Annotated in this window: 23 protein-coding genes; 15 read left to right on the top strand and 8 right to left on the bottom strand. The window is 46.0% G+C overall.

The genetic code is table 11. The features are described 5' to 3' along the window. The first annotated feature begins 268 nt into the window (after nucleotides 1–268). The gene (gene rpsA, locus D3H65_RS14540) at nucleotides 269–2,197 is read left to right on the top strand and encodes a 30S ribosomal protein S1 (protein WP_119051005.1); all 1,929 of its coding nucleotides are present in this window, start codon (nucleotides 269–271) and stop codon (nucleotides 2,195–2,197) included. Nucleotides 2,198–2,558: 361 nt separating this feature from the next. On the opposite strand, the gene hxpB is transcribed toward rpsA, so the two are convergent. After that, the gene (gene hxpB, locus D3H65_RS14535; RefSeq protein WP_119051004.1) at nucleotides 2,559–3,215 is read right to left on the bottom strand and encodes a hexitol phosphatase HxpB; all 657 of its coding nucleotides are present in this window, start codon (nucleotides 3,213–3,215) and stop codon (nucleotides 2,559–2,561) included. Nucleotides 3,216–3,283: 68 nt separating this feature from the next. Here hxpB and D3H65_RS14530 point away from each other — a divergent pair, with 68 nt between their 5' ends. The 5 genes from D3H65_RS14530 to D3H65_RS14510 all read left to right on the top strand — a co-directional run bounded on the left by D3H65_RS14530 (nucleotide 3,284) and on the right by D3H65_RS14510 (nucleotide 6,925). Continuing rightward, complete coding sequence (locus tag D3H65_RS14530) at nucleotides 3,284–3,823, top strand: RNA methyltransferase (RefSeq protein WP_245999752.1); 540 nt, start codon at nucleotides 3,284–3,286, stop codon at nucleotides 3,821–3,823. Between the two features lie 10 nt (nucleotides 3,824–3,833). Continuing rightward, nucleotides 3,834–4,796: a UbiA-like polyprenyltransferase gene (locus tag D3H65_RS14525; RefSeq protein WP_119054518.1), complete on the top strand. Its 963-nt coding sequence runs from the start codon at nucleotides 3,834–3,836 to the stop codon at nucleotides 4,794–4,796. An 11-nt stretch (nucleotides 4,797–4,807) separates the two neighbouring features. Beyond that, a complete protein-coding gene (gene ruvX / locus D3H65_RS14520; RefSeq protein WP_119051003.1) occupies nucleotides 4,808–5,221 on the top strand; it encodes a Holliday junction resolvase RuvX in 414 nt (137 codons plus the stop codon). A 110-nt stretch (nucleotides 5,222–5,331) separates the two neighbouring features. Then, on the top strand, nucleotides 5,332–5,910 hold the full coding sequence (gene def / locus D3H65_RS14515) for a peptide deformylase (RefSeq protein ID WP_119051002.1): 579 nt from the start codon (nucleotides 5,332–5,334) through the stop codon (nucleotides 5,908–5,910). An 82-nt stretch (nucleotides 5,911–5,992) separates the two neighbouring features. After that, nucleotides 5,993–6,925, top strand: a complete 933-nt coding sequence (locus tag D3H65_RS14510; protein ID WP_119051001.1) for a hypothetical protein — start codon at nucleotides 5,993–5,995, stop codon at nucleotides 6,923–6,925. 99 nt (nucleotides 6,926–7,024) lie between these two features. Here the strand turns inward: D3H65_RS14510 and D3H65_RS14505 are convergent, their stop codons facing one another. After that, nucleotides 7,025–8,104 carry an RluA family pseudouridine synthase gene (locus tag D3H65_RS14505; protein WP_119051000.1) on the bottom strand — a complete coding sequence of 360 codons (1,080 nt, stop codon included), beginning with the start codon at nucleotides 8,102–8,104 and terminating at the stop codon, nucleotides 7,025–7,027. A gap of 73 nt (nucleotides 8,105–8,177) precedes the next feature. Between D3H65_RS14505 and lipB the strand changes: the two genes are divergently transcribed. Then, nucleotides 8,178–8,969 carry a lipoyl(octanoyl) transferase LipB gene (gene lipB / locus D3H65_RS14500; RefSeq protein ID WP_119050999.1) on the top strand — a complete coding sequence of 264 codons (792 nt, stop codon included), beginning with the start codon at nucleotides 8,178–8,180 and terminating at the stop codon, nucleotides 8,967–8,969. A 79-nt stretch (nucleotides 8,970–9,048) separates the two neighbouring features. On the opposite strand, the gene D3H65_RS14495 is transcribed toward lipB, so the two are convergent. Both D3H65_RS14495 and D3H65_RS14490 read right to left on the bottom strand, forming a co-directional pair. After that, a complete protein-coding gene (locus tag D3H65_RS14495; protein ID WP_119050998.1) occupies nucleotides 9,049–9,990 on the bottom strand; it encodes a hypothetical protein in 942 nt (313 codons plus the stop codon). A gap of 138 nt (nucleotides 9,991–10,128) precedes the next feature. Beyond that, nucleotides 10,129–11,004 (bottom strand): 1-aminocyclopropane-1-carboxylate deaminase/D-cysteine desulfhydrase, encoded by an 876-nt coding sequence (locus D3H65_RS14490; RefSeq protein ID WP_162915631.1) that lies wholly within the window; start codon nucleotides 11,002–11,004, stop codon nucleotides 10,129–10,131. Nucleotides 11,005–11,110: 106 nt separating this feature from the next. Between D3H65_RS14490 and D3H65_RS14485 the strand changes: the two genes are divergently transcribed. Then, nucleotides 11,111–12,010, top strand: coding sequence for a nucleotidyltransferase family protein (locus tag D3H65_RS14485; RefSeq protein WP_119050996.1), 900 nt, complete (start codon nucleotides 11,111–11,113; stop codon nucleotides 12,008–12,010). Between the two features lie 167 nt (nucleotides 12,011–12,177). Here D3H65_RS14485 and D3H65_RS14480 read toward each other — a convergent pair whose 3' ends face one another. Both D3H65_RS14480 and D3H65_RS14475 read right to left on the bottom strand, forming a co-directional pair. Next, a complete protein-coding gene (locus D3H65_RS14480; protein ID WP_245999750.1) occupies nucleotides 12,178–13,344 on the bottom strand; it encodes a S1 family peptidase in 1,167 nt (388 codons plus the stop codon). Then, a complete protein-coding gene (locus D3H65_RS14475; protein ID WP_119050994.1) occupies nucleotides 13,287–13,856 on the bottom strand; it encodes an RNA polymerase sigma factor in 570 nt (189 codons plus the stop codon). Before D3H65_RS14475 ends, D3H65_RS14480 begins: the two co-directional genes overlap by 58 nt. A 207-nt stretch (nucleotides 13,857–14,063) precedes the next feature. Between D3H65_RS14475 and D3H65_RS14470 the strand changes: the two genes are divergently transcribed. The 6 genes from D3H65_RS14470 to D3H65_RS14440 all read left to right on the top strand — a co-directional run bounded on the left by D3H65_RS14470 (nucleotide 14,064) and on the right by D3H65_RS14440 (nucleotide 22,183). After that, complete coding sequence (locus D3H65_RS14470; RefSeq protein ID WP_119050993.1) at nucleotides 14,064–14,258, top strand: hypothetical protein; 195 nt, start codon at nucleotides 14,064–14,066, stop codon at nucleotides 14,256–14,258. Between the two features lie 693 nt (nucleotides 14,259–14,951). Next, complete coding sequence (locus D3H65_RS14460; RefSeq protein WP_119050991.1) at nucleotides 14,952–16,310, top strand: UDP-N-acetylmuramate--L-alanine ligase; 1,359 nt, start codon at nucleotides 14,952–14,954, stop codon at nucleotides 16,308–16,310. Between the two features lie 16 nt (nucleotides 16,311–16,326). Continuing rightward, nucleotides 16,327–17,094, top strand: coding sequence for a 3'-5' exonuclease (locus tag D3H65_RS14455; protein WP_119050990.1), 768 nt, complete (start codon nucleotides 16,327–16,329; stop codon nucleotides 17,092–17,094). Between the two features lie 77 nt (nucleotides 17,095–17,171). After that, nucleotides 17,172–17,972: a polyprenol monophosphomannose synthase gene (locus D3H65_RS14450; RefSeq protein ID WP_211345686.1), complete on the top strand. Its 801-nt coding sequence runs from the start codon at nucleotides 17,172–17,174 to the stop codon at nucleotides 17,970–17,972. A 125-nt stretch (nucleotides 17,973–18,097) separates the two neighbouring features. Beyond that, entirely contained in the window at nucleotides 18,098–18,991 is an 894-nt protein-coding gene (locus D3H65_RS14445; RefSeq protein ID WP_119050988.1) for a DMT family transporter, read from the top strand. A 129-nt stretch (nucleotides 18,992–19,120) separates the two neighbouring features. Further along, nucleotides 19,121–22,183, top strand: coding sequence for an alpha/beta hydrolase family protein (locus D3H65_RS14440; protein ID WP_162915630.1), 3,063 nt, complete (start codon nucleotides 19,121–19,123; stop codon nucleotides 22,181–22,183). Nucleotides 22,184–22,355: 172 nt separating this feature from the next. Here D3H65_RS14440 and D3H65_RS14435 read toward each other — a convergent pair whose 3' ends face one another. Then, on the bottom strand, nucleotides 22,356–23,072 hold the full coding sequence (locus tag D3H65_RS14435) for a hypothetical protein (RefSeq protein ID WP_119050986.1): 717 nt from the start codon (nucleotides 23,070–23,072) through the stop codon (nucleotides 22,356–22,358). 197 nt (nucleotides 23,073–23,269) lie between these two features. Here D3H65_RS14435 and D3H65_RS14430 point away from each other — a divergent pair, with 197 nt between their 5' ends. Continuing rightward, on the top strand, nucleotides 23,270–23,791 hold the full coding sequence (locus D3H65_RS14430) for a SixA phosphatase family protein (protein WP_119050985.1): 522 nt from the start codon (nucleotides 23,270–23,272) through the stop codon (nucleotides 23,789–23,791). Between the two features lie 169 nt (nucleotides 23,792–23,960). Here the strand turns inward: D3H65_RS14430 and D3H65_RS14425 are convergent, their stop codons facing one another. Next, nucleotides 23,961–25,310, bottom strand: coding sequence for a dihydrolipoamide acetyltransferase family protein (locus D3H65_RS14425; protein WP_119050984.1), 1,350 nt, complete (start codon nucleotides 25,308–25,310; stop codon nucleotides 23,961–23,963). Between the last annotated feature and the right edge of the window lie 50 nt (nucleotides 25,311–25,360).

The raw sequence follows: 25,360 nt of genomic DNA, 5'->3' as shown, positions 1-25,360 counted from the left end.
ACGCTTGGTGTAAAAAGGTTTCAAAAATAGCAGAAAACTGGTTGCTTTGAAATGTTTTGCACAAAAATAATAATCAACAGGATGCCTGCATTTATAAATTAGTATAAAAGGGATGGCAGGAATTGACTTCCCGGGGCTATTTTCGAGGGCATTATAAAAGCTTGCGGATGAGCGTTTTATTCAGGCAAAAAAACAGTAAAAACCCACTGCTGTTCAGCATTTTGACGTATCTTTGCCTCCCGAATTTAAAAACCTTCGGGATTCTATCATGTTTGAAAATTTAATTGTTAAACAACTAAACGCTGATGCACAGGAGTCTTCTTCTGCACCTGTGGAAGAGGCTACAGCGACACCAACTGCACCTGTGGCAGCTGCTCCGGTTTATGAAGATCCGGGCGCTCATGATGATTTTGACTGGAGCATTGACAAACGCAATGTTGCTTCTTACAGCAAAGAAGAAAAACAGAAGTACGATGCTGTTTATGAAGGTACTTTCAAAGCCGTTACTGACGGAGAGCTGGTGAAAGGCCTGGTGGTAGCCATGACCAAGACTGACGTGGTTATCAACATTGGTTTCAAAAGTGATGGTCTCGTTTCCCTGAACGAGTTCCGTGACCTGGTTAACCTGAAAACAGGTGATGAGGTAGAAGTGATGGTTGTTGAGAAGGAAGACCGGGATGGTCACCTGAACCTCAGCCGTAAACAAGCTCGTATTACCCGTGCCTGGGAGCGTATTGTGGAAGTACACAAAACCGGCGAAGTTATTACCGGTACTGTTACCTCTAAAACCAAGGGTGGTCTTATTGTGGATGTATTTGGTATGGAAACGTTCCTGCCTGGTTCACAAATTGACGTTAAGCCTGTAACTGATTACGATCAGTTTGTAGGTAAGACCATGGAGTTCAAGGTAGTGAAGATCAACGAAGCGATCAAGAACGCTGTAGTATCTCACAAGGCCCTCATCGAAAGCGATATCGAAGCACAACGTGCAGAGATCATGAGCAAACTCGAAAGAGGTCAGGTGTTGGAAGGTACTATCAAGAATATCACCGATTTCGGTGCATTCATGGACCTGGGTGGTCTGGACGGCTTGCTGTATATCACCGATATCAGCTGGGGACGTATCAGTCATCCGAGCGAAGTATTGAAGCTGGATCAGAAGCTGAAAGTGGTGGTACTGGATTTCGACGACGAGAAGAAACGTATCAGCCTGGGTCTGAAACAACTTACTCCGCACCCATGGGACATTTTACCAGAAAATGTGCATGAAGGTTCTGTAGTGAAAGGTAAAGTAGTAAACATTGAAGATTACGGTGCATTCCTGGAAATCATGCCAGGTGTAGAAGGTCTGGTTCACGTAAGTGAAATTACCTGGGCCAATACACCGATCAACGCCAAAGAGTTCTTCAAACTGGGCGATGAGTATGAAGCCAAGATCGTTACGCTGGATAAGGGTAGCCGCAAAATGAGCTTGTCTATCAAGCAAATGAGCGAAGATCCCTGGAGCACGATCGAAACTAAATTCCCTGAAGGAAGCCGTCATACCGGCCTGGTGAAAAACATTACTCCTTACGGTGTATTTGTTGAACTGGCTCCTGGTATTGGTGGTATGATCCACATCAGCGATCTGAGCTGGCTGAAACGTTTCAACCATCCTTCTGAGTACACTAAAGTTGGTTCCAACATCGACGTAGTGATCCTCGGTATCGATAAGGAGAACCGTAAGCTGCAACTTGGTCACAAACAACTGGAAGAAGATCCCTGGAATGCACTGCAAGACACATTTGCTGTTGGAACAGTGCACGAAGGAACAGTTATCCGCCGTGATGATAAAGGTGGTATTGTTCAGTTGCCTTATGGCCTGGAAGGATTTGCTCCTAACCGTCACCTGACCAAGGAAGATGGTAAGAGCATGGGTGCTGATGAAACATCGCAGTTCATGGTGATCGAATTCGATCGCAATGAAAAACGCATCGTTGTATCGCACACACGCATCTGGGAACAATCTAAGGTAGAAGAGAAGGAAGCTGCCCGCAAGGAAGCAAGAACTGAGGCTGATAAGACGAAGAAAGCTGTGAAGAATATTCAAGGTAAAGTAGAGAAAGCTACCCTGGGCGATCTGGGTGCTTTGGCTGAGATCAAAGAAAAGCTGAAGCAGGAAGAAAAGCAAGGTGGCGACGCTGCTCCCAAAGAGTAATTAACAACAGTTATTACCTGATACAAGCGTTCCGGTTTACCGGAACGCTTTTTTTATGCTTTGTCTACCCCCGCGGCAGCATGAATTAAGAATAATTTTCATTGGTATGAGGTTTATGTGCAGGAATTTCGTACCTTAATTGTCCCTTTTTAGTAGCAAGTCAGACCTATATCCCCACGGACCTCTATCCCCGCGCTGATTATTAGCCCCCACCGGTAGCATGTTATTTCATTTGGAAGGTCACAACTAACTATTCAATCATTCCATATGAAAAATGAAAAAATGCAGCCTTTCTATTTATTGATGGTTATCCTGATGCTGATCTGTTTTTTTCACTGCAGTGCATAACCTCTGTAAATGGTTACAGGTCGTCCAATACTTCCTCATTCAGCTGAAGCAGGGAAGATAATTTCCTATCAGCAGCATCCCAGCAGGTTTGGTGTTGTTGATGTTTCGCAGGTATTACTATACACTTCATACGGGCTGCCTTTACGGCGATCATCCCATTAAACGAATCCTCCAGGCACACACATTCCAGTGGTGATACCTCCAGCGCCGCTGCACAATCCAGGTATACCTGTGGGTGCGGCTTGCCGTATTTTAATTCCTCAGCAGAAGCGATAGCCTGCAGGTAATCATTGATCTGCAACTTTTCAGCCACCACTTTCACCAGGGCGAGGGGAGAAGAGGTAGCCAGACCTATCTTAAAGCCTTTTTCTTTTAAAAGGGAAAATACCTCATGTACGCCGGGCATGGCAATACCACGTGCTGCGATCTTTTCAATGGCTTTCTGCACAATGGCGAGCTCGGCCTCCAGGGCATGTTTCTTATCTATATTGAACCAGGTAAACCACCAGTCTATCCATTCACGCGTGCGTAAACCAGTACTGAAGTGGTATTGCTCATCAGTGAGGCTAACACCAAACCCGGCCAGGGTTTCTTTACCGGCTTCCTCCCATAAAGGTTCAGAGTCAATGAGAAGGCCGTCCATATCAAAAATAACTGTAGTGGGTTTCATGATTCTTGTTCTTACTTGTTTTCAAAAGGAGCCGCAAAAATACTACTAAAGCCTCTTACCTTTGCGGGATGCGCAAATTGAGCATGGATGAACTGAACCGTAAATCAGTAACGGACTTCAGGGAATCGGATAAAATACCCATAATCGTAGTGCTGGACAATATCCGCAGCATGCACAATGTTGGCAGCGTATTCCGCACAGCAGATGCCTTTTTACTGCAGGGGATTTACCTATGTGGCTATACACCACAACCTCCCCACCGGGATATCCATAAAACAGCCCTGGGTGCTACAGAAACGGTAACCTGGAAATACTTTGCGTCCACACTGGAAGCAGTACAGGAATTGCGGGATACGGGGTACCAGCTTTGGGCGGTTGAGCAGGTAGAGAATAGTGTGCCCTTAAACCAGTTTGATGCCAACCAACCGGCTCCGCTGGCTGTTGTATTTGGGAATGAAGTAAGTGGGGTGGAGGCGGAGGTCATTAAAGCCTGTGATGGTTGTATTGAGATACCCCAGCTGGGTATGAAACATTCACTGAATATTTCGGTAGCTGCCGGTATAGTATTGTGGGAACTGGTACGTGCAAAATTGAATCATGAACGTTGAAAATTATCCCATGTCAACAGTTAAGAACTATCTCTCCCTGGTCAAATTCTCCCATACGATCTTCGCCATGCCTTTTGCGATGATCGGGTTTGCCCTGGGGCTCTACACGCAGTTTGCAGGGGTTTTAAAAGAAAGCACGATTGGCCAGGGTGAGTTTATTTCCTCCTCCTGGAAGGTGGCAGGGAACTGGAAGGGGAGCATTGCTTTGTTGTTGCTGCTGGTGATCCTGTGCATGGTCTTTGCCCGTAGTGCCGCCATGGCCTTTAACCGGTACCTCGACAGGCAGTTCGATGCCAAAAATCCCCGTACAGCCATCCGGGAAATACCTGCAGGCATCTTAAAAGCTGATCGTGTATTGCTATTTACCGTTGTCAACAGCTTATTGTTTATCATATGCTGCTGGTTTATCAACCGGCTTTGTTTTTTCCTTTCTCCGGTAGCTTTATTCGTCATCCTTTTTTATAGTTATACCAAACGGTTTACGCCACTGTGCCACCTGGTGCTGGGAGTAGGCTTATCACTGGCGCCGATCGGGGCCTTCCTGGCGGTAACCGGTCAGTTTGCGCTCTTGCCCATACTGTTTTCTTTTGCTGTTATCTTTTGGGTCAGTGGTTTTGATATAATCTATGCGTTGCAGGATGAAGAGTTTGATAAGTCGCACCAATTGCATTCTATCCCTGCCTGGCTGGGTAAGGCCAAAGCATTGCGGGTATCGGAAGTATTACATCTGTTAAGTGCCGGTTGTGTGATCGCTGCTGGTGTTTATGGGGGCTTTCACTGGTTATACTGGATCGGGATCGCTGTGTTTGCCGGCATGCTGGTGTACCAGCATTCGATCGTAAAGCCCAATGATCTGCGGCGCGTCAATCTAGCTTTTATGACAGCTAATGGTATTGCCAGTGTGGTGTTTGCTGTATTTGTGATCGCTGATCTCTTCATGGGTTGGAAGATCTTAACTGCTTCTTTTAATTAGAATTAATCAACATGCCCCGAATCCTCGCTATCGATTATGGTCTTAAGAGAACCGGTATTGCTGTGACAGACCCCTTGCAGATCATAGCCACAGGGCTTACTACGGTCGAATCTCCCAAACTCATCCCCTTCCTGAAAGATTATTTCTCCAAAGAGATTGTTGAGCTGATCATTATTGGTGAACCCAAGAATTGGGATGATACGGATACACACGCCACACCCCTGGTAAAGAAGATCATCGAAAGGCTGAAGAAAGAGTTCCCTGCTATACCCCTTACAACAGTGGATGAGCGCTACACCTCCAAAATGGCTTCCCAGGCCATGATCGATATGGGGATGAAAAAGATGCAACGGCGAAATAAGGCGCTTGTAGACGAAATAGCGGCCACCATCATGCTGCAGGAGTATTTGCAAAGAATGTCCTAAAGCGGGCCCAGGCGTCCGTCCCCTTGCTGGCCAAGTTGCTTTTTTGCCGTATATTTGCAGGCAGAATTAGAATTTAACAATCGACTAATCAAGCATTTAAGCATACAAGTATGATCCTTCCTATAGTAGCTTACGGAGCACCAGTATTACGTGTTGTAAGCAAGGATATTACACCCGATTATCCCGGTCTTCCCAAGTTGATAGAAGATATGTGGGAAACCATGTACGCCAGTAATGGGGTAGGGTTGGCTGCTCCGCAGATCAACCGGGATATCCGTCTTTTTGTAATAGACAGTGCCCAGATATTTGATAACCAGGATGAAGATGAAAAGGGTAAATATCCTGACGAGCCTGGCACGAAGCAGGTGTTCATCAATGCCCATATCAAAGCGCTCAATGGTAAGGAATGGGCTTATAATGAAGGGTGCCTTAGCATACCCAAAATAAGGGAAGATGTAACCCGTCATGAAGAAGTAACACTTGAATACGTCGATGAGCAATTTGTTGCCCACACCAAAACTTTTAATGGTATAACCGCCCGCGTTATACTGCACGAATACGATCATATTGAAGGAAAGTTATTCATTGACTACCTTAAACCGCTCAAACGCAAGCTGCTGAAAGGGAAACTGGATGATATTACCAAGGGCAAAATAAAAGTCGATTACAAAATGTCCTTTCCCAAATAACAGGTTGATCACAAATCATAAAAGCAGCTTAATAATTACTACCGTTCGTACACCATTACAGCGAAATAATTATATTACGGGTATGAAAGCAATGGCTTTTATACCCGTACTGTTATTGGCATATAGTGCCTTCGCGCAAAAAGACTCAGCCGTCACTGTCAATAAAAAGGCTATTACCCTGAAAGAGGTAGTGGTCAGAAGCAACCTGAATGTTCCTGCCTTCATTGACCGGGTAAAAGAAGACACCACGTTTTACAAAGCTTTCCGCAACCTGAAAGTATTGGGCTATACAGCGCTCAATGATATCCGCATGCTGGAGAAGAAGGGAGATGTGAAAGCCACGTTGAAAAGCCGCACCAAGCAGGTGGTGAAAGATTCCTGCCGCTGGATGAAAGTGCTGGAGGAAACGACCACGGGTGATATGTACGACAAGAACCACAACTTCAACTATTATACGGCCAACCTCTACGCGGGTTTGTTCTTTGCCCGAGATACCATCTGTGGAGAATCGAATATTGTGAAAGGAAATGAGTTCAGTACCAAAAACAAGAGTGGTATTGAAAAGCACAAAGAGCAATTGAAGATGCTGTTCTTTAACCCTGGGAAAAAGATACCGGGTATTCCCTTCATTGGTAATAAAATAGCGGTGTTTGATGAAGAAGTGAGCAAGCTGTACGATTATATAATAGACATGAACACCTTCAATGGTCAAATGTGTTATATATTCAAACTGGTGCCCCGTGCTGATCTTAATGCCGGCGAAAAAGGGAAGATCGTTATCAATGAAATGACCACCTGGTTCAATATCGACAATTGGGATATTGTGGCCCGTAACTATGATCTGAGCTACAATGCCGGTGTATACAGTTTTGATGTGAGCATGGAAGCTGAAATGACCAGGTTTGAAGATTACCTGGTGCCCAAAGTATTGCGCTACAATGGTAGCTGGGGAGTAGTATTGAAAAAAAGAGAAAATGCGACTTTTACAGCTACGTTATTTGACTTTACGAAATAAGAAAGGGTAAGCCGCTTTGGAAAAGCGACCTACCCTTGACTACAAAAAGATGACACCTTTCCTTTGCGATGCGGGATAAAGGGGGCACCTTTTTTATGATCAGATAATATTCTTCACCTGTACGTAATTCCTCCATTTGGTGATCAGTTGGGCCATATCATTGGGGATCTCGCTGTTGAAAACAACTTCCTGGCGGGTGCGCGGATGGATGAACCCAAGGGTCTTGGCATGGAGGGCATGCCGGGGGCAAAGGGCAAAGCAGTTATCTACAAACTGTTTGTACTTATTGAATACAGTACCTTTTACGATCCTGTCGCCACCATATACTTCATCGTTGAACAGGGGATGGCCAATATGTTTCATGTGTACGCGGATCTGGTGTGTGCGTCCTGTTTCCAACTCACACTGTACCATGGTTACATAACCAAAACGCTCCAGTACTTTATAATGGGTAATGGCCTCTTTACCATATTCACCATCGGGATAGGCATCAAATATTTTGCGGAAACGCTGGTGCCTGCCAATATGGGCATTCACGGTGCCGCTGTCTTCGGCCACATCACCCCATACCAGGGCTACATACTGGCGGTGGATGGTATGGTTGAAAAATTCCTTGGCTAAGCTGCTGACGGCTTTTTCGGTCTTGGCCAATACCATCAGGCCGCTTGTATTTTTATCAATGCGGTGTACCAGCCCAAAGCGGGGCAATACTTCTGTGTTCAGCTCACTGTTTTGCTGCAGCAGGTACCAGGCCACGCCATTGATCAGGGTGCCACTGGGATTACCGCTGGCAGGGTGCACTACAAGGCCTACGGGCTTATTGATGATCAGGATATCGTCGTCCTCGTATTCAATATTCAGCGGCATCTTTTCGGGTATAATGTCTTCGCCCTTTACCTCTTTATCGGAGTATACCACGATCTCTTCACCCGGTTTGATCTTGTGGTTGGACTGCACCTGTTTGCCATTAATGAGTACGCGGCCGCTTTCGATGGCCTGCTGTACCTTGTTACGGGAGGCATTTTCAATGCGTTGTACCAGGAATTTGTCCAGGCGCATGGGGGCCTGCCCACCGTCTACGATGAGGTTCATTCGCTCATATAGCTCCTCGGAACCTTCTGAACTGTCTTCCAACTCATTATCCAGCTCGTTATCCTGCTCAATGTCTTTTTTACTCATGACTGCCACTGAATTTGGCGCAAAGGTAAGATATCGGGAGGAGTAGTCATAAACACGTAAATTTGCCGTTGCTATGGCCAATTCAGACAAACAGCGGGTACTATTTGAAGACCTGGGCGCCATGCCCTACCAGGCAGCCTGGGACTACCAGGAAAAGCTCCTGAAAGAGAACGTGAAGAAGAAGACGGAAGCCAGGGAGTCGGCAATCGGCAGTCGGCAATCGGCAGTTGAAAGCGCGGATTTTCAGGGTGCTTCGGATAATCTGAGACCGGCCACTACTCACCACTTATTATTTGTAGAGCATCCGCCTGTGTATACGCTGGGCAAAAGCGGGGATATGGCCAATGTGCTGATCACAGAAGAGGAGCGGGTAGCGCGGAATATTGAGTTCTATGCCAGTAACAGGGGGGGCGATATTACTTTCCACGGGCCTAAACAGCTGGTGGGTTATCCCATCCTGGACCTGGAAAGGTTTTATACGGATCTGGGTAAATACCTGCGCAACCTCGAAGAAGTATTTATCCTTACCATGGCCGAATACGGACTAAAAGGAGAGCGTTCTCAGGGCGAAACGGGTGTATGGATGGACACGGCTATACCGGGCCGGGCACGTAAGATCTGCGCTATGGGCATTCGCTGCAGCCGTTGGGTGACTATGCACGGCTTTGCTTTCAATGTCAATACAGACCTTACTTATTTTGATTACATCATTCCGTGTGGCATTCGCAACAAACAGGTGACTTCCCTGGAAAAAGAATTGGGCTACACCCTTGATATGGAGGAAGTAAAAGCGAAAGTAAAGGCCAATTTTGAGTACGTATTTAATGTAGAGTTGAGGGCTGAGGAATTAGCTGCCAGCATATAGTTTTAGCTGTTAGCTTTTAGGTGTTTGCAAAGCAAAGGTCCTAAAAATGCAAATTGCTAACCACTAATAGCTCTTCTATTTAATCTTTAGGAATAAAAAACTTGTGCGTTTCCTTCACCTTTCCGTCATCATATAGTTCAAAGCGGAACCAGCCTGCATGCAGGAAATTGGTTTTATCAACTACTAGGTAGGGTTCCTTTATTTGTTTGACCTCAAACAGGAAGGTCTTGTCATCTTCATAAAACTTCACGGCATAATTACCGTTTTTAGCTTCAGGGAGCATGATCACGACATTGCCGGAATTGTCGGAATACACGAATTTGGAAGCTTTGAACACTTCCTTGGGTACAAAGGGTTTGATCAGGATGGTGTCGACACTTCTGAAGGTCATTGTATCCCTTGTTTTCAGTACGATAGAGTCCCTGAAACTTTTAAACCCTTTTTCCGGAAGCTGCATGATCACAGTATCCCGTTTCTTGATAATAAAAAAGCGTTCCGGTTCGGGGGCGGGTTTGGGCTTTTCTACAGGTATCGTTGTTTTGGGCTCGGTCTTCTTTATAGCTTCCTGTATCTTTTCTTTCAGCAGTTCGGCTTCTTTGGGCGCCATGTTTTCAGCGATCACCACGCGCTGCCGGGCATTGTTCTCAGGCATTACTTCCGGCTTTTGGGAATCCATTCTGCGGGAAGTATCCCAGAAAGGGCGCTGGGACTGGGTGAATACATACTTGCCATTGTCAAGTACGATAAAAAGGCGGTAAAACATCTTGGGATTGGTGCCTTTGGCATCCAGGTAACCGTTTTGAGGAACGGTAGGGTCAGGTACCGTCAATATGGTTTTAAACAGTTTTAAACTATCGTAGGACCGTTGAATACTGATCTGGGTAACGATGGGGTAATTATTTGTCCAGCTGATGATGACCTTATCACTACCCCTTGTGTAAGCGGTAAATTTAGGCAAGGTATCCTGTGCAAGGGTATTGAGCGAAAGCAATAGCAAAACAACTGATACAGTCCTTGTCATGAGCCTATAACGAATTAGTCGGTGGATCTATTTTAGTGTCGCAAAGATAGGGCATGATGCGCTACGGGCTATTGCATAGCTAATTTTATACCGTTTTATTGCGGGGAGCCAACTATTATCGCATTAGATATCATGGGATTAGAAATTCAGGGTGCCGGGCAGTAAGGACCGGTTGCCTTGTAAACCACCACTGTGAATGGCCAAAATACGGGCCTCACCGGTAAAATAATCATTATGTATAAGGTCATTAATACCATACATTAATTTGCCAGTATAGACAAAATCAGTTTTTAGGCCCTGGGCCTGGAACAGGTCGTTCATAAAGGCTATCAGGGTACTGTTTTTGCGGGCATAACCGCCAAAATGATAGTTGTACAGGAAAGTAAAAGAACGGGAAGGCGTATGAGCTTTTACAAGGCTCAGGAGGCTGTTATCTGCCCGGTCGGCGATCTTAAGGCTGCTAATCCCCAGGGCATGTTGATGGGGCAGAAGACTCTTTACAATACCTGTAAACATGGTTCCGGTGCCTACTGCACAGGCTATATGGGTATAGGGAGCCTGATCGGTGAGGGATAATATTTCAGCAGAGCCCCGTATGCCTGCTTCACTTTGGCCACCAGGCGGAACTACCAGGTAACCGGGGTTTGCCTGTTCCATTGCTGCCATCATTGCCTGTTCATCGATAAACGCAGCACGGGATAGAAACTGCAACTGCATGCCGTAATCCTGCGCTTCCCGGAGGGTATGGGAAAGTGGAGCGGCCGGTTCTCCTCTTACAATACCGATCGCTGCCAACCCTTCCAGTCTGCAGGCAATAGCAGTTGCCACCAGGTGATTGGAGTATGCTCCGCCAAAAGTGAGGATGCCTTTCTTTTGATCCTGCCTGGCTTGTTGCAGGTGGTATTTCAGCTTGAACCATTTATTGCCTGATAGCACAGGATGTATAAGATCCAGGCGCAGTACATCCACAAAAACATCCTTATCGTGCCAGGCCTGGTTAGGTAATGGTTGCACAACAGCCCTGGTATAATCAACAGGTTGATATGTATTAATCGTTGACAAGGTTTCTTTTGATCGCTTATTTTTATATTTTCGTGCCCGAATCTTTAAAAATACGATAATGCAACCAACCTTATTAATATTAGCAGCCGGTATGGCCTCCCGCTATGGAAGTATGAAGCAGATCCAGTCTTTTGGTCCCGGTGGCGAAACGATCATGGATTATTCTATCTATGATGCTATCCGTGCCGGATTCAAAAAAGTAGTATTTATCATCCGCAAGGACTTTGCCGAAGACTTCAAAGCAATTGTAGAGCCAAGGCTGAAAGGCCGTATTGAAATAGATTATGTATACCAGGACCTGAAGGCCTTTACAGAAGGTTATGAGGTGCCTGCCGACCGTACGAAGCCCTGGGGTACTGCCCATGCGGTGTTGTGCGCTAAAGATGCGGTGAAAGAACCATTTGCGGTGATCAATGCGGATGATTTCTACGGCCGTGATGCTTTTGAGAAGGCTTACAAATTCCTGACTACTGATGTGCGAGCTAATGTATGGTCCATCATAGGCTATGAATTGCTGAAAACCCTGTCTGATAATGGAACGGTGAACCGTGGTGTATGCCAGGTGGATGTACAAGGTAATCTTGCTTCCATTGCTGAGCGCCTGAATATCGTCATGAAGGATGGTAAGATATTGACAGATGATTCTTTTGTACCGAAAGAATTGCCCAGGGATTCCAGTGTATCGATGAACTTTTGGTGTTTTGATCCTGCTGTATTTGATTACTCACTGGGTCTTTTCAGGACCTTCCTGAAGGAAAGTGGCACACAGGCTAAGTCGGAGTTCTTTATCCCTATTGTGGCTGATCAGTTCATTAAGGATAAGGCTGGTGTGATCAAAGTGATTCCTACTTCGTCTGATTGGTTTGGGGTTACCTATAAGGAAGATGCGCCTGAAGTAAAGGCCAACCTGGAAAAGCTGGTAAATGCCGGTGAATATCCTCCTGCGTTGTGGAGCTGATTACACGGAGTAAGTTGATTACGGGGATTCGAATTATTTTAAACGGATTATATAGGAAGCGCTCCATATGGGGCGCTTTTTCATGTTGTCAGCACAGGGTTGTGGGCAAAAAGAAAGCTCCGCGGTTGAATGCGGAGCTTTCTTGTCAGCGAAAGTGCGATTGTTGTTTAGTAACGTATCACCATGAACATGCAGTCTTCAATCTTCTTGATCTGCTGTACACGGTCAAGGCCTTTAATGGAAGAGGGCAATAACAACTTAATGCGGTCTTCATTGGTACTGTCCTTCCTGATCTCATGCAAGGCCGTAAAGATATTCTTCGTACGGCTGGAGAATATGACTCCTTCTGCCGTGGTTTGTTTGCCACTGAGAATACCGATCACTTCACCACTATGGTTAAAGATGGGGCCACCTGAATTACCAGGGTTGGCAGAAATGGCCAGCTGATAGGTAGTGGTATCGCCATTATAACCTGTTTTGGCGCTCAGGTAACCTTTATTGTAGACGATCTCGGAACTGGGACGTGGAAAACCCATGGTAAATACTTCTTCGCCCAGGTCTGCGGTGTTCTTTTGCAGGGCATAGGGCAATGATTTGACAGGTTGATAACGGCTGTCTACAATTTTGAGTACGGCTATATCAGTCAGCTTATTAATATACAAGGTAGATACTTTGAAATAATCGCCCTTGATATTTTGAATATATACGGAGTCGGCATCTGCCACAATATGGGCGCTGGTAACGAGGTATCCCTTGCCATCGATCAGGAAACCGGTGCCGCCACTTTTAGGATTGGCTACAGGCCTGTAGGGCGCTGATTTTTCCATAAGTGCGGTGTTCACTTTCTGATCGGTGCGTTGCTGGGAAATTTTTACCTTATCAAGTTCCTGTGACAGGAGGCGGATCTCGGAGACAGGTTTGGGAGCGAAATAATAAACGATGGCGCTGATGGTAAGGGCAGTAATGCCGGCAATGGACGCGGCTACGGCTACCACGCGCTGATATTTCTTCCAAAGCTGAACGATGGTGGCTTTGGGCGCTTTGTCTTTGATGGAACCGGTATCCACCAGGTGGCTATGTACTTCGTTGAGGGTGGATCTGTATTGTTTCCAATCACTAAAGCGATCCATCTGTTGGAGGAACATAGAGTGTTCTACCACCATTTGGTCTACTTCCGGATTGGTTTTGCGCAATTGTTCAAAGAAATTCCGCTCTTCAGCAGGCATTTCATTGGCCAGGTAGCGCTCTACAGCATCCAGTAATTGCATTTCTTCCATTACGGTGTATTGTTTTTGTAGGCGGCAAAGAATAGCTTCTTTAACCGCATTAAACATTTGTATTTCTGGTTTTTGGCGTTATCGGCATTAGTGTACCCGAAATGGCCCGCAATGTCAAGCATATTCCTTTTTTGGATATAGAAAGCTTCCAACAAGCTCCGGCAGGGTTCGCCCAGGTGTTGCATGGCTTTCTCCATCATCTGGAATTCGGTATTTCGCTGTCCATGCATCTCCAGTTCTTCTTCTACCGCTACGGTTTCGCTGAGGCTATCCATTTCCGGAACGAATTTTTGCTGCTGTTGAAGCCGTTTGAGCCACAACCGGCGGCAAACGGAATAGATATAGGTCTTTAACAGGCAGTTGAGCTCAAAAGTTCCGGACCGGGCTTTCTCATACAATACGATCATGGCTTCCTGGAAAATGTCCCGTGCATCGTCTGCTGAACCATTGTTATTGATTATCAAGGCCTGCACCATATTATAGTGCTGCTTGTAAATGGTCTCAATGGCTTGTCGGTCATCTTTTGCCAGTCCTTCCAATAAAGCTATTTCCCGGGGATCTGTTTTCACTTAAAACCGTATTATTAATACCCAAATTAATGAGAAGTAACCCAAAAATCCGGCTAAATGCAGGAATAGCGGGTCAATCCTGCGCAAAGTACTGTGTTCCCGGGGTTTAAAAAATATTTACAAATTTTTTTAAAGGGGGAGGTTACCTTTTTCTCTTTCGCGTATTAATCCTTAAATCATCTGTTAACAAAACAAAAAACGGTACAAATGAAAAAGCTCCTGTTAGTTTTAGCAATTGGCGCATTCGTAGCATCTTGCAATGACGGTGGAACTGGTACAGAAACTAAAGATACTACTGCAACTGCACCTGCTACTGCAGATACTACTGCTCCTGCTCCTGTAGATACTACTGCTAAGGCTGTAGATACTACTGCTCATGCAGTGGACACAACGAAGAAATAAGTTTTTTTCATATGGCAAGCAATCGTTAGAGGCCGTCCTGTTCCCAGGAGGGCTTTTTTCTTTTTAGCAATGAGAGCAGTCCCTGCGGAGTGGGGGCAATCTTTTACTTCGATAGCAGATTTCTCCCTTCGGTCGAAATCGAAATGAAGGTCGAAATGATATTAAAAAGGTAATGGAATAAAAAAAGGCACCACAAACTGTGATGCCGTCCAGAAAAAAGTATCTTTCGAAGCTGATTGCTTAGCGATAGCCAACCATTCCTTGTGTTGATTTGCAGCCGCCCTTTGAAGCTGTGCAGGAAGTAATGGTTACACTGATTGCAATGATCAAAGCGACAATAGTCAAAATCCGTTTCATTTTTGTGGTATTTAGGTTTGAGAATAAGCCTGATGAATGGGAGATTCAAGGGATAAAAAAACGAGGATCATCAGGAAATTCAGAGGAGCGGATTAGGCTACTTCAGAGGAGGGGATGAGTACGGAAATTGATAGGGATTGGAGTGGGTAAGCGTGATTGCGTTTGATGGGTCAAAGAAACAAACTAAATTCGGTTCTTGCAAGTGGGGGATGCAAAAAAATAGGAGTCTTTGCACAATAAAAAGACCGGAAACCAGCATAATTTATTGTTACATAGATAGTAAAATATACCAGATAAGGTATAAAACGATTAAAATCTTATCTTTCGGCTTAGCATATGAAAGTACACTTTATAGCCATCGGCGGTAGTGTGATGCACCAACTGGCCCTGGCGCTCAAAAGGAAAGGATATATTGTTACTGGCAGTGATGATGAAATATTTGAACCAGCGCGGTCTAACCTGGCCAATGCAGGCATCTTGCCGGAAGCCACAGGCTGGTTTCCTGATAAGATTACAACAAGCATTGATGCCATTATTTTGGGCATGCATGCCAAAGGTGATAACCCGGAATTGCAGCGGGCCCGTGAATTGGGACTTACTATTTACTCCTTCCCCGAATACATTTACCAGGAAAGCCAACAAAAGACGAGGTTAGTGGTAGGCGGTAGTCATGGTAAAACGACTACCACTTCCATGATCATGCATGTACTTAAAAACACTGGTAAAGCATTTGATTACCTGGTAGGGGCCAGGCTGGAAGGGTTTGATCAGTCGGTGAACATTACAGATGCTCCCGTTATAGTTTGTGAAGGGGATGAATATCCTGCGAGCACCTTGGAGAAGAGGCCCAAGTTCCATTTCTTATTTCCCCATATCGCTATTCTCACCGGGATAGCGTGGGATCATATCAATGTATTTCCCACCTTCGATTTTTACCTGGAACAATTCGTAATTTTTATCAATAAAATAGAGCCGGGTGGCTTACTGATCTATAATGATACCGATCCGGTATTAAAGAAACTGGTAGAAGAAAACAAGCGCCAGGATCTACGTTACCAGCCCTATAATATACCTCCTCATACCATCGAAAAAGGTATAACAACCGTTAGTATCGGTACACATAGTGGAGCCCTGCAGGTTTTTGGTGATCATAACCTCATGAACCTGTATGCAGCCTGGTATGCTTGTCGTGAATTGGGTGTTGATGAAGTTGCCTTTGTACAGGCAATGGCCAGCTTTACCGGCGCATCCAAGCGGTTGGAGTTGTTGGCTAAAAACGACCAGACGATCGTATACCGCGACTTCGCCCATGCGCCTTCGAAAGTAAAAGCCACTATGGAGGCCGTCAAGCAGCAATATCCTGAGCGTAAACTCATTGCGGTATTGGAGCTGCATACCTATAGTAGCCTGAATGAGCAGTTTATGAAGGAATACAATGGAGCTATGGATAAAGCGGATGCGGCTGCTGTTTTTTATTCGGGCCATGCCTTGGAGTTGAAACGTATGCCACCCTTGCCCAGGGAAAAAGTGGTGGAAGGATTTGGTAAAAAAGACCTGGCGGTATTGAATCAAAAAGAGGAACTGGTACAATGGTTGCAGTCACAGTCATACCAAAACGCCAATTTGCTTTTGATGAGCTCAGGTAACTATGATGGGATAGATATGCTTACATTTGCAAAAAAGGTTACGAATTAACCCAATATCAAAATTGATGTTACAATTATCAAAGCCATTAGCGATCATCGACCTGGAAACCACTGGTATCAATCTTAGTACTGATCGAATCGTTGAGATTGCCATAGTGAAAATTGGAACTGACGGAAGCAAACTGGTAAAGCGCAAACTGCTGAACCCTGAAATACCTATTTCGGTTGTTTCCAGCGATCTTCATGGAATTACCAATGAGATGGTAAAAGATGCACCTACTTTTAAGCAGGTGGCCAATGAGATCAAACAGTTCTTAGAAAATTGTGACCTTGCGGGTTATAATTCCAACCGTTTTGATATTCCGATGCTGGCAGAAGAATTTCTGCGGGTAGGGCTGGATTTTGATTTCAAGGGGCGCCGCCTGGTAGATGTACAGAAAGTATTTCACCTGATGGAGCAGCGTACCTTGAGCGCCGCTTACAAATTTTACTGCAATAAGACCCTGGAAGGCGCGCATGGTGCAGAAGCAGATGCCACCGCTACCTGGGAAGTGCTGGAAGCACAGGTGGTCAAATATCCTCAACTGGGCAATACGGTGGAAAGCATCCTGAAGGTAATAGGAGAGGATAATACGGTGGATTTTGCACGCCGGATGGTATTGGAGAACGGGGTAGAGGTGTTTAATTTCGGAAAACACAAGGGAAGGGCGGTAGCTGATGTGCTAAAGGCTGAACCTCAATATTATGATTGGATGATGAAAGGAGATTTTCCTATGCATACCAAGCAGAAACTCACCGAGATATTCAATAGGACCTTGTTAAAGAAGGGCTAAAATCCTTATGTGGGGAATTTGGGTAAAAACCAGCCCCGTAATTGTCGTAAATTTGTGAATCTCATTGATTGCCCGATTTGGAAAAAATAGTAATCATACCCACTTATAATGAACGCGAAAATATTGCGCTGATCATTGACGCAATATTTGCCTTGCGGCAGGATTTTCATGTACTGGTCATAGATGATGGATCTCCAGACGGTACTGCTGCTATTGTAAAGGCATTGCAATCAAACTATCCCGGGCAGTTATTCCTCGAACAAAGAACCGGTAAATTGGGTCTGGGTACGGCCTATATTCATGGTTTTAAATGGTCTCTGGCACGCGGCTACCGTTTCATCTTTGAAATGGATGCCGACTTTTCCCATAGTCCTGCGGATCTGCAACGTTTGTATGAAGCCTGTAAGCAGGGTGCTGACATGGCTATTGGCTCCCGCTATGTAGCGGGTGGTGGTACGGTCAACTGGCCGCGCAACCGGATCTTACTTTCCAAAGGAGGCTCTCTGTATACCCGGCTGATCACCTGGATGCCGGTAAAAGATACCACAGCTGGCTTTGTTTGCTATCGGGCTGAAGTATTGGAATCCATCAACCTCGACCAGATCCGGTTCCTGGGTTATGCTTTCCAGATCGAAATGAAATTTGCTGCCTGGAAACTGGGCTTTACGATCAAAGAAGTGCCCATCATTTTCGAAGACCGTAAGTTTGGCGCTTCCAAAATGCACAAGGGCATTGTCAAAGAAGGAATTCTTGGCGTACTCAAACTCCGCTGGTACAGTCTCTTCAAAGACTACCGCAACCGCGTTAAAAACAACAGCTCTACTTCTGTGTTTCCCGCCATGCAACGGGATGATCAAAAAATCAAATGGGTTAAGTAAGTCCGGAAGTCGGAAAGACCGTAAGTCCGGAAAACGCAAGTTTGAAAGACCGGAAGTATGTTCAATTTAATCGAAGATACTTACTGACTTTCTGACTTTTTCCGACTTTCAGACTATATTGCCGCATGCGTAAAGCGTTTCTTCAGTTACATGGTGCTGTGCTCCTGGCAGGATTTACTGGCATCCTGGGCCGCTTAATTACCTTGAATGAAGGATTGCTGGTATGGTACCGCCTTCTTTTTACCTCCCTTACTTTATGGGTCCTGTTCTTTCTCCGGAAAAAATTACAGCGGATTTCCTTTGGGGAGATCATGAAGATCACGGGTGTTGGCGCTATTGCTGCGCTGCATTGGGTCACTTTCTATGGAAGTATCAAATACTCCAATGTATCTGTTGCCCTTGTTTGCTTTTCTGCCATCGGATTTTTTACAGCCATCATTGAGCCGCTTATTGTACGCAAGAAAATGAACTGGACGGAACTGCTGCTGGGACTCATTGCCATTGTGGGCATATCTCTGATCTTTCACTTTGATCCGCAATACAAAACCGGCATCATCGTAGGGCTTATTTCGGCCTTGCTGGGCAGTATCTTCCCGATCTGTAACCGGCAGTTGTTGCAAAGGCATACTACGGAAACGGTGACCTTGTATGAATTGAGCGGGGGCTTTCTTTTCCTCAGTGTATTGCTGCCCTTTTATTTACAATATTTTCCACCTGATCATATATTACCTACGCTCAGTGACCTTGGGTGGCTGCTGGTGTTGGCCTGGTTCTGTACGGTGCTGGCATTTAACCTGTCGATGAATGCGCTCCGGAAAATATCGGCCTTTACTGTCAATCTTACCTATAACCTGGAACCGCTGTATGGCATTGCGCTGGCTTTTGTCGTATACCGGGAAGATAAGCTGCTCACGGGCGCTTTTTATATTGGCTTATTATTCATTGTGCTATCGGTGTTGTTACAAACCTGGCTTGTATACCGCGAACATAAAAAAGTGCCCCAGGTAGCGAGCGTATAACTCAAGGGATTGGCCTGGCTGGTGAGCCAGCCGGCATTGCTGTTTCTTTATGAGCGGCCACAATGCCTGATGATAAAAACCGTCCAATAGTACTTTAGCCTAATTTTATTCCCAAACCAACGCAAAAAAATGAGACGATCCTACTACCTGCTACCGGTTTTGCTATGCTCCCTTTCGGTCATGGCGCAAAAAAAGCCGCTCGATCACTCTGTATACGATGGCTGGCAAAGCATCGGTGAGCGGGCCATCAGCAACAATGGAAAATATGTGGTTTATGCTGTAACACCCCAGGAAGGGGATGGTACGCTGGTGCTCCAGGCTGCTGACAATTCCTGGAAGAAAGAAGTGCCCCGTGGCTATAGCGCCACCATTACGGAAGACAATCGTTTTGCCATCTTTAAGATACGCCCGCTTTTCAAGGATACGCGCGACGCCCGGATCAAAAAGAAGACACCCAATGATATGCCTAAGGACAGCCTGGGCATTGTGGAGTTGGGTAAGGACAGCGTAACAAAAATAGCCCGTGTCAAATCGTTTAAATCACCAGAGAAAGGGACTGGTCAATGGATGGCCTACCTGTTGGATAAGCCGCTGCCTGAAGCAACGAGGCCTGCAGGAAGACCGGATTCTCTTACTCAACTGAATAATCTTATGCGTGCGGCAGATAGCCTGGCGCGTGTGGCAGACAGCCTGCGTAAAAAGGTGACTGAAGCGCAAACAAAGGGACTGGCTGTTTTGCAGCCAGCTTCCAGGAGAGAAGCTGGTGCAGGAAGCAATACCGGCAATAATAATGCAGCAGCAGGTGCACCGAATGCCGGGAACAGGCCAGCTGCCGGCGGCGGTGGCGGTCGTGGTGGAGGCCGCTTTGGTGGTGGCGCCAGTTTTTCAGCTGCCAGTGATGGGGAAGAAGGAACTGAACTCGTATTGCGTAACCTTTATACCGGGGAAGAAAAGATATATAAGCTGGTAAGTGATTATTATTTCAGTCAGACTGGTAATGTACTGATCCTGAAAACAACGCAGCAGAATGGCAATAACGCATCTGCTCCGGCCTTGTTATGGACCAGCTTGCCCGATGGTAAAGTGGATACGATCATGCGTAAATTCAATGACCTGAAAAGTGTGTCACTGGATGAAACAGGATCTCAACTTGCATTCGTAGCAGAAAGGGATAGTGTGACGAAAGCGCTGCTCAAATTCTATAAGCTGTGGTATTATAAGCCGGGGATGGACAGTGCCCGTATACAGGTAGACCGTTCTACGGCTGGTGTAAGCAAAGGGCTTAGTGTGAGTGAGAATTACGTGCTCACTTTCAGCAAAGATGCTAAGAAACTATTCTTTGGTCTGGCAGAAATAAGAAAGCCTAAGGACACTACCCTGGTTGATTTTGAAACGGCCCGCCTGGATATCTGGCATTATAATGATGATTACCTGCAGCCGCAACAATTGGTACAGTTAAATAATGATCTGCGCAGAAGTTATACCTCGGTATTGAATATTGCATCGGGTAAAGTGGTTCAACTGGGAACTGACAGCTCTGAGAATATTCAACTGGTAGATGAAGGAAATGCCAATTTTGTATTGGGTACTTCCAGCAAAGGCAACCGGGTAGAAGCACAATGGCAGGGATTTGCCCGTCAAAGGGCCTATATCATCTCTACGGAAGATGGTTCGAAGAAACTGGTGAAAGAGAAGCAAAGAGGATTCTTTAGTGTATCTCCCAAAGGCAATTTTGTGATCTGGTACGATATGCCTGGCAAACAGTATTTCACTTACCAGGTAAGTACGGGTACCATCAGGAATATTACGCAAAAAGTGCCAACGCATTTGTATGATGATGAAGATGATCATCCGGATGATCCCTCTTCTTTCGGTACAGCGGGCTGGCTGGAGAATGATGCCGCTGTATTGATCAACGATCGTTATGATATATGGCAGGTAGATCCAACAGGTGAGAAGCTTCCCGTGAATGTAACGGGTGGCTATGGTAAGAAGAATAGAACGGTATTGCGTTATGTGCGTACTGACCGGGAAGCACGTTTCCTGAAAGCGGATGAGCAAATACTGCTGGATGCCTTCAACCGTACCAATAAATACGATGGTTATTATACCAAGAAGATCAATGTTGCTGGTGATCCTATCCAGTTATCAATGGAGCCTTATTCACATATACCTCCGGTTAAGGCAAAGCAGGCTGATGCTTTTGTTCTTGGACGTATGAATGTGCAGGAAGCTGCCAATGTATTTACTACATCGGACTTTAAGAACTTCACGCGGCTCAGTTCCATTAATCCACAACAGAAGGATTATAACTGGCTCACCTCGGAATTGGTAAAATGGAAAATGTTTGATGGTAAAGAAGCAGAGGGATTGTTATTCAAGCCTGAGAACTTCGATCCTAAAAAGAAGTATCCGGTTATTTTCTACTTCTACGAACAGGACGCGGATGGCTTGTATAACTATCGTGCTCCTGCACCCAGCGCCTCTACGGTAAACATTGCTTATTTTGTCAGTAACGGATACCTGGTATTCGATCCCAATATTTATTATAAGAACGGAGAGCCTGGTGAAAGCGCTTATAACTCAGTAGTATCGGCTGCCAAACACATGGCTAAAATGCCCTGGGTTGATTCTACCAAGATGGCAATCCAGGGACAAAGCTGGGGTGGCTACCAGGTAGCTTACCTGGTAACGCGGACAAAGATGTTTGCTGCGGCAGGCGCCGGCGCTCCGGTGGCCAATATGACGAGCGCCTATGGTGGTATTCGCTGGGGAACAGGCCTGAACCGCCAGTTCCAGTATGAGCATTCGCAAAGCCGTATTGGTGCTACGTTGTGGCAGAAACCAGACCTGTACCTGAAGAACTCTCCTTTGTTCAAGGCTGATAAGGTGACGACTCCCATTCTCATTATGCACAATGATGCAGATGGCGCCGTTCCCTGGTACCAGGGCATAGAATACTTTACTGCCTTGCGCCGCCTGGGTAAGAAAGCCTGGATGCTGCAATACAATGGAGAAGACCATAACCTGGTGGAAAGAAGGAACCGCAAAGACCTCAGCATCCGCCTGGCGCAGTTCTTCGACCATTTCCTGAAAGGAGCACCGGCTGCCAAATGGATCGCGGAAGGTGTACCTGCTACGGATAAAGGGATTGACTGGGGTACGGAGCTGGAAGAGAAGAAAGGATTTTGAGGAGAGAATACAGAATATAGAATACAGAATTTAGAATAATACAGAAGGCAGAAGTCCGGAAGTCGGTAAGACCGGAAGTCCGTAAGACCAGAAATTCGAAAGTCAGTAAGTATCTTCGATCAAATCGAACATGCTTACTGACTTTCGGACTTTACTGACTTCCCGACTTCTCTTATGCCGCCGTGGAAATATACCTTACCAGGCTACGTTTTGCCACGGGTAGTAAGGTCTCGTCCACGGGGAAGGTAAGTTCGGTCTCTATGGAATAGACGGCCGGGTTGGGCAGGTCTCTTTTGTTGCGGATCAGTTCGGCCTTAATATTCTCGTAGGTGTTGACGATATTCCTTTCCCATTGGTCGATATAGTCCGTTTTTATAGCCCTGTATTTCTCATCGTGCTTTTCAAAAATACTGAGGCGGTATTGGTACACACGAGTGTTGCGGTGGGTACCTTCACTCAGGAAGAAATAACCCTGTCGAACATCCAGGGGAATGAGGCCTACGGGGAAAATGGTGAGTTTATTCTCCACAAACTCGTAGATCTCTGTACCATTGCTGATGGCGGTTTTCATCTCGCCGGTAGAGTAATTGATGATGTCTTCCAGTTCCTGCATCATTTCATCATCTTCGATGATCTGTTCGTATAATACCTGCAGCTTTTCGAGCTGGATACCGGTGAGTTTTTTGGGGAACTGTTCCTGGAGGTATTTCTTGTTTTCGCGGAAGGCTACCAGGTTATTATAGTGGAAAATAATGTCTGCCAGCTGGGGATAGAGCCTATTGGCGTCAAAATACTTGTTTACTTCCTGTAAATAAGCCAGCAGGGTGTACTTTTTGAGCTCAAAGTCAATGTAACCATCGGCAAACCAGGTTTCGGAGAGTGTCTTCATCTGGTAATAATTTAAGATCAGATGAGGTGGCCGGTGCTATCGGGTACTGCTAAGCCTGTTTCTAGTCGTATGGTGCAACAATCGGGCGATAGCATGGTCAATTCATCAGGTAATTTGGTTTAGCGGTAAATTGAATATACGAAAATAGACGGCTGTTACGAAATGACGTTTAATTTTAAAATGTTAAAACCCCATAAATGAAACCAATTCTCACTGTTTTAGCCTTGTTCTTATTGCTAACGTCCTGCGGCCATACTTATTATGTAGTACGCCATGCGGAAAAGGCTGTTGCATCTCCCGGAACCACTATGTCTACGCCTAATGATCCCCCGCTCAGCGAGGCCGGACAGGAGCGGGCGCAGGCTTTGAAAGAGGTATTACAGGATAAAAAAATAGAATATATTTTTTCTACCAACACGGTGCGTACCAGGACCACGGCAGAGCCCCTGCGGAGCTTCCGTTCGCTGAGCATACAAACTTATGGCCCCCTGCCTGATTCGGCCTTTATAAGGCAGCTAAAGGCCATAAAATACAATACGCTCATTGTTGGCCACAGCAACACGGTAGACAATATTGTGAACGGGCTTACCAATGCAAATACCATTCCCGCCGATCTGCAGGATAGTGAATATGATAACCTGTTTGTGATAAAGTACAAGCGTTTCTTTGGCACCAGGATCAGGTATGAGCGCCTGAAGTTTGGCGCTCCGTCTAAATAATCATGATCAGGCAAGGTGAGCCGCTTTGGAAAAGCGACCCACCTTTGGCCCTTGGGAAAGCGACCCACCTTTGGCTCTTGGGGAAGCGGCCCTACCGTATTACTGAATAAAATAAGAAAGCCCGGGCTTGCGCCCAGGCTTTTTGCTTAAAATAGCCAGCAACACAACACTAAATTTCCCTGTCAGGGTTAAAATGTTCGAGTTCTTTGGCAACGGCATTGAGGAAGGTGGCTCCCAGAGCGCCGTCTATAATTCGATGATCGTATGACATAGACAGGTACATCATATGGCGGATCGCGATAGAATCTCCCTGATCTGTTTCAATGACTACGGGTCTTTTCTTGATAGCTCCTACTGCTAAAATGGCTACCTGGGGCTGGTTGATGATGGGTGTACCCATCAGGCTACCGAAGGTGCCTACATTGGTAAGGGTGAAGGTACCGCCTTGTGTATCATCTGGTTTCAATTTTGCATTGCGTGCATTATTGGCCAGGGTATTTACCTGCTTGGTGAGGCCTACGAGGTTGAGCTGGTCTGCATTTTTGATCACGGGTACGATGAGGTTACCGGAAGGCAAGGCAGCCGCCATACCGATATTGATATCTTTTTTGATAATGATCTTATCTCCATCCACACTGCTGTTGAGCCAGGGGTATTTCTTGATGCATTTGATCACGGCTTCAATAAACAGGGGAGTGAACGTGAGCTTTTCACCCTCGCGTTTTTCGAATTCTTTTTTCACGCGTTCTCTCCACAATACCATGTTGGTTACATCGGCTTCTGTGAAACTGGTTACGTGGGCGCTGATGTCCTTGCTATTCACCATATGGTTGGCAATGGCCTTGCGCATGCGGTCCATTTCAATGATCTCTACATTGCCGGAATAGGAAGATACAGCTGCGAGCGGCTTCTGTTCCTGGACGTTCACTACCTGGGCCTGCTGCTGGGCCGATGTTGGCTTCTGCTCGTAGCTGGTAACTTTTTCAGTATAGGTGCCGACTTTGCCAGTGCGCTTTGCTTCTACATATTGTAAAATATCTTTCTTCGTTACCCGGCCTTCATTGCCTGTGCCTGGAATGTTTTCCAGTTCACTCATACTTACGCCTTCGCCTGCGGCAATGGTGAGTACGAGGGGGGAATAAAAGCGATTGGCGCTGGTGCCATTCACAGTGGCCGGCTGGCGGCTGGCAGTTACGGGCTGTTCCACAACAGGTATGGCAGGCTGGCTGCTGACTGTTGGCTGCTGTGGCTTTTGTGCCGGGGCGGCTGGTTCAGCGGCTCCTGTGCGTATGCGGGCGATCACGGTGCCAATGGGCACCACATCGTTGACGTTGAACAAAATTTCTTCTATTACGCCTTCGGCGGTTGAGGGTACTTCACTATCCACCTTATCCGTGGCTATTTCCAGCACGGTCTCATCCATCTTCACAGTATCGCCGGGTTGCTTGTGCCACTTTAGAACCGTGGCTTCCATAATGCTTTCGCCCAGCTTAGGCATCACCAGGTCAACAACTGCCATAATGAATTTCTGGTTTTATGATTTTAGTTTTTGTTCCCAAAGTGCCAAAG

Origin of the sequence: Paraflavitalea soli, assembly GCF_003555545.1 — a bacterium.
GTDB lineage: Bacteria > Bacteroidota > Bacteroidia > Chitinophagales > Chitinophagaceae > Paraflavitalea > Paraflavitalea soli.
This window is presented reverse-complemented; position numbering and strand designations above follow the sequence as displayed.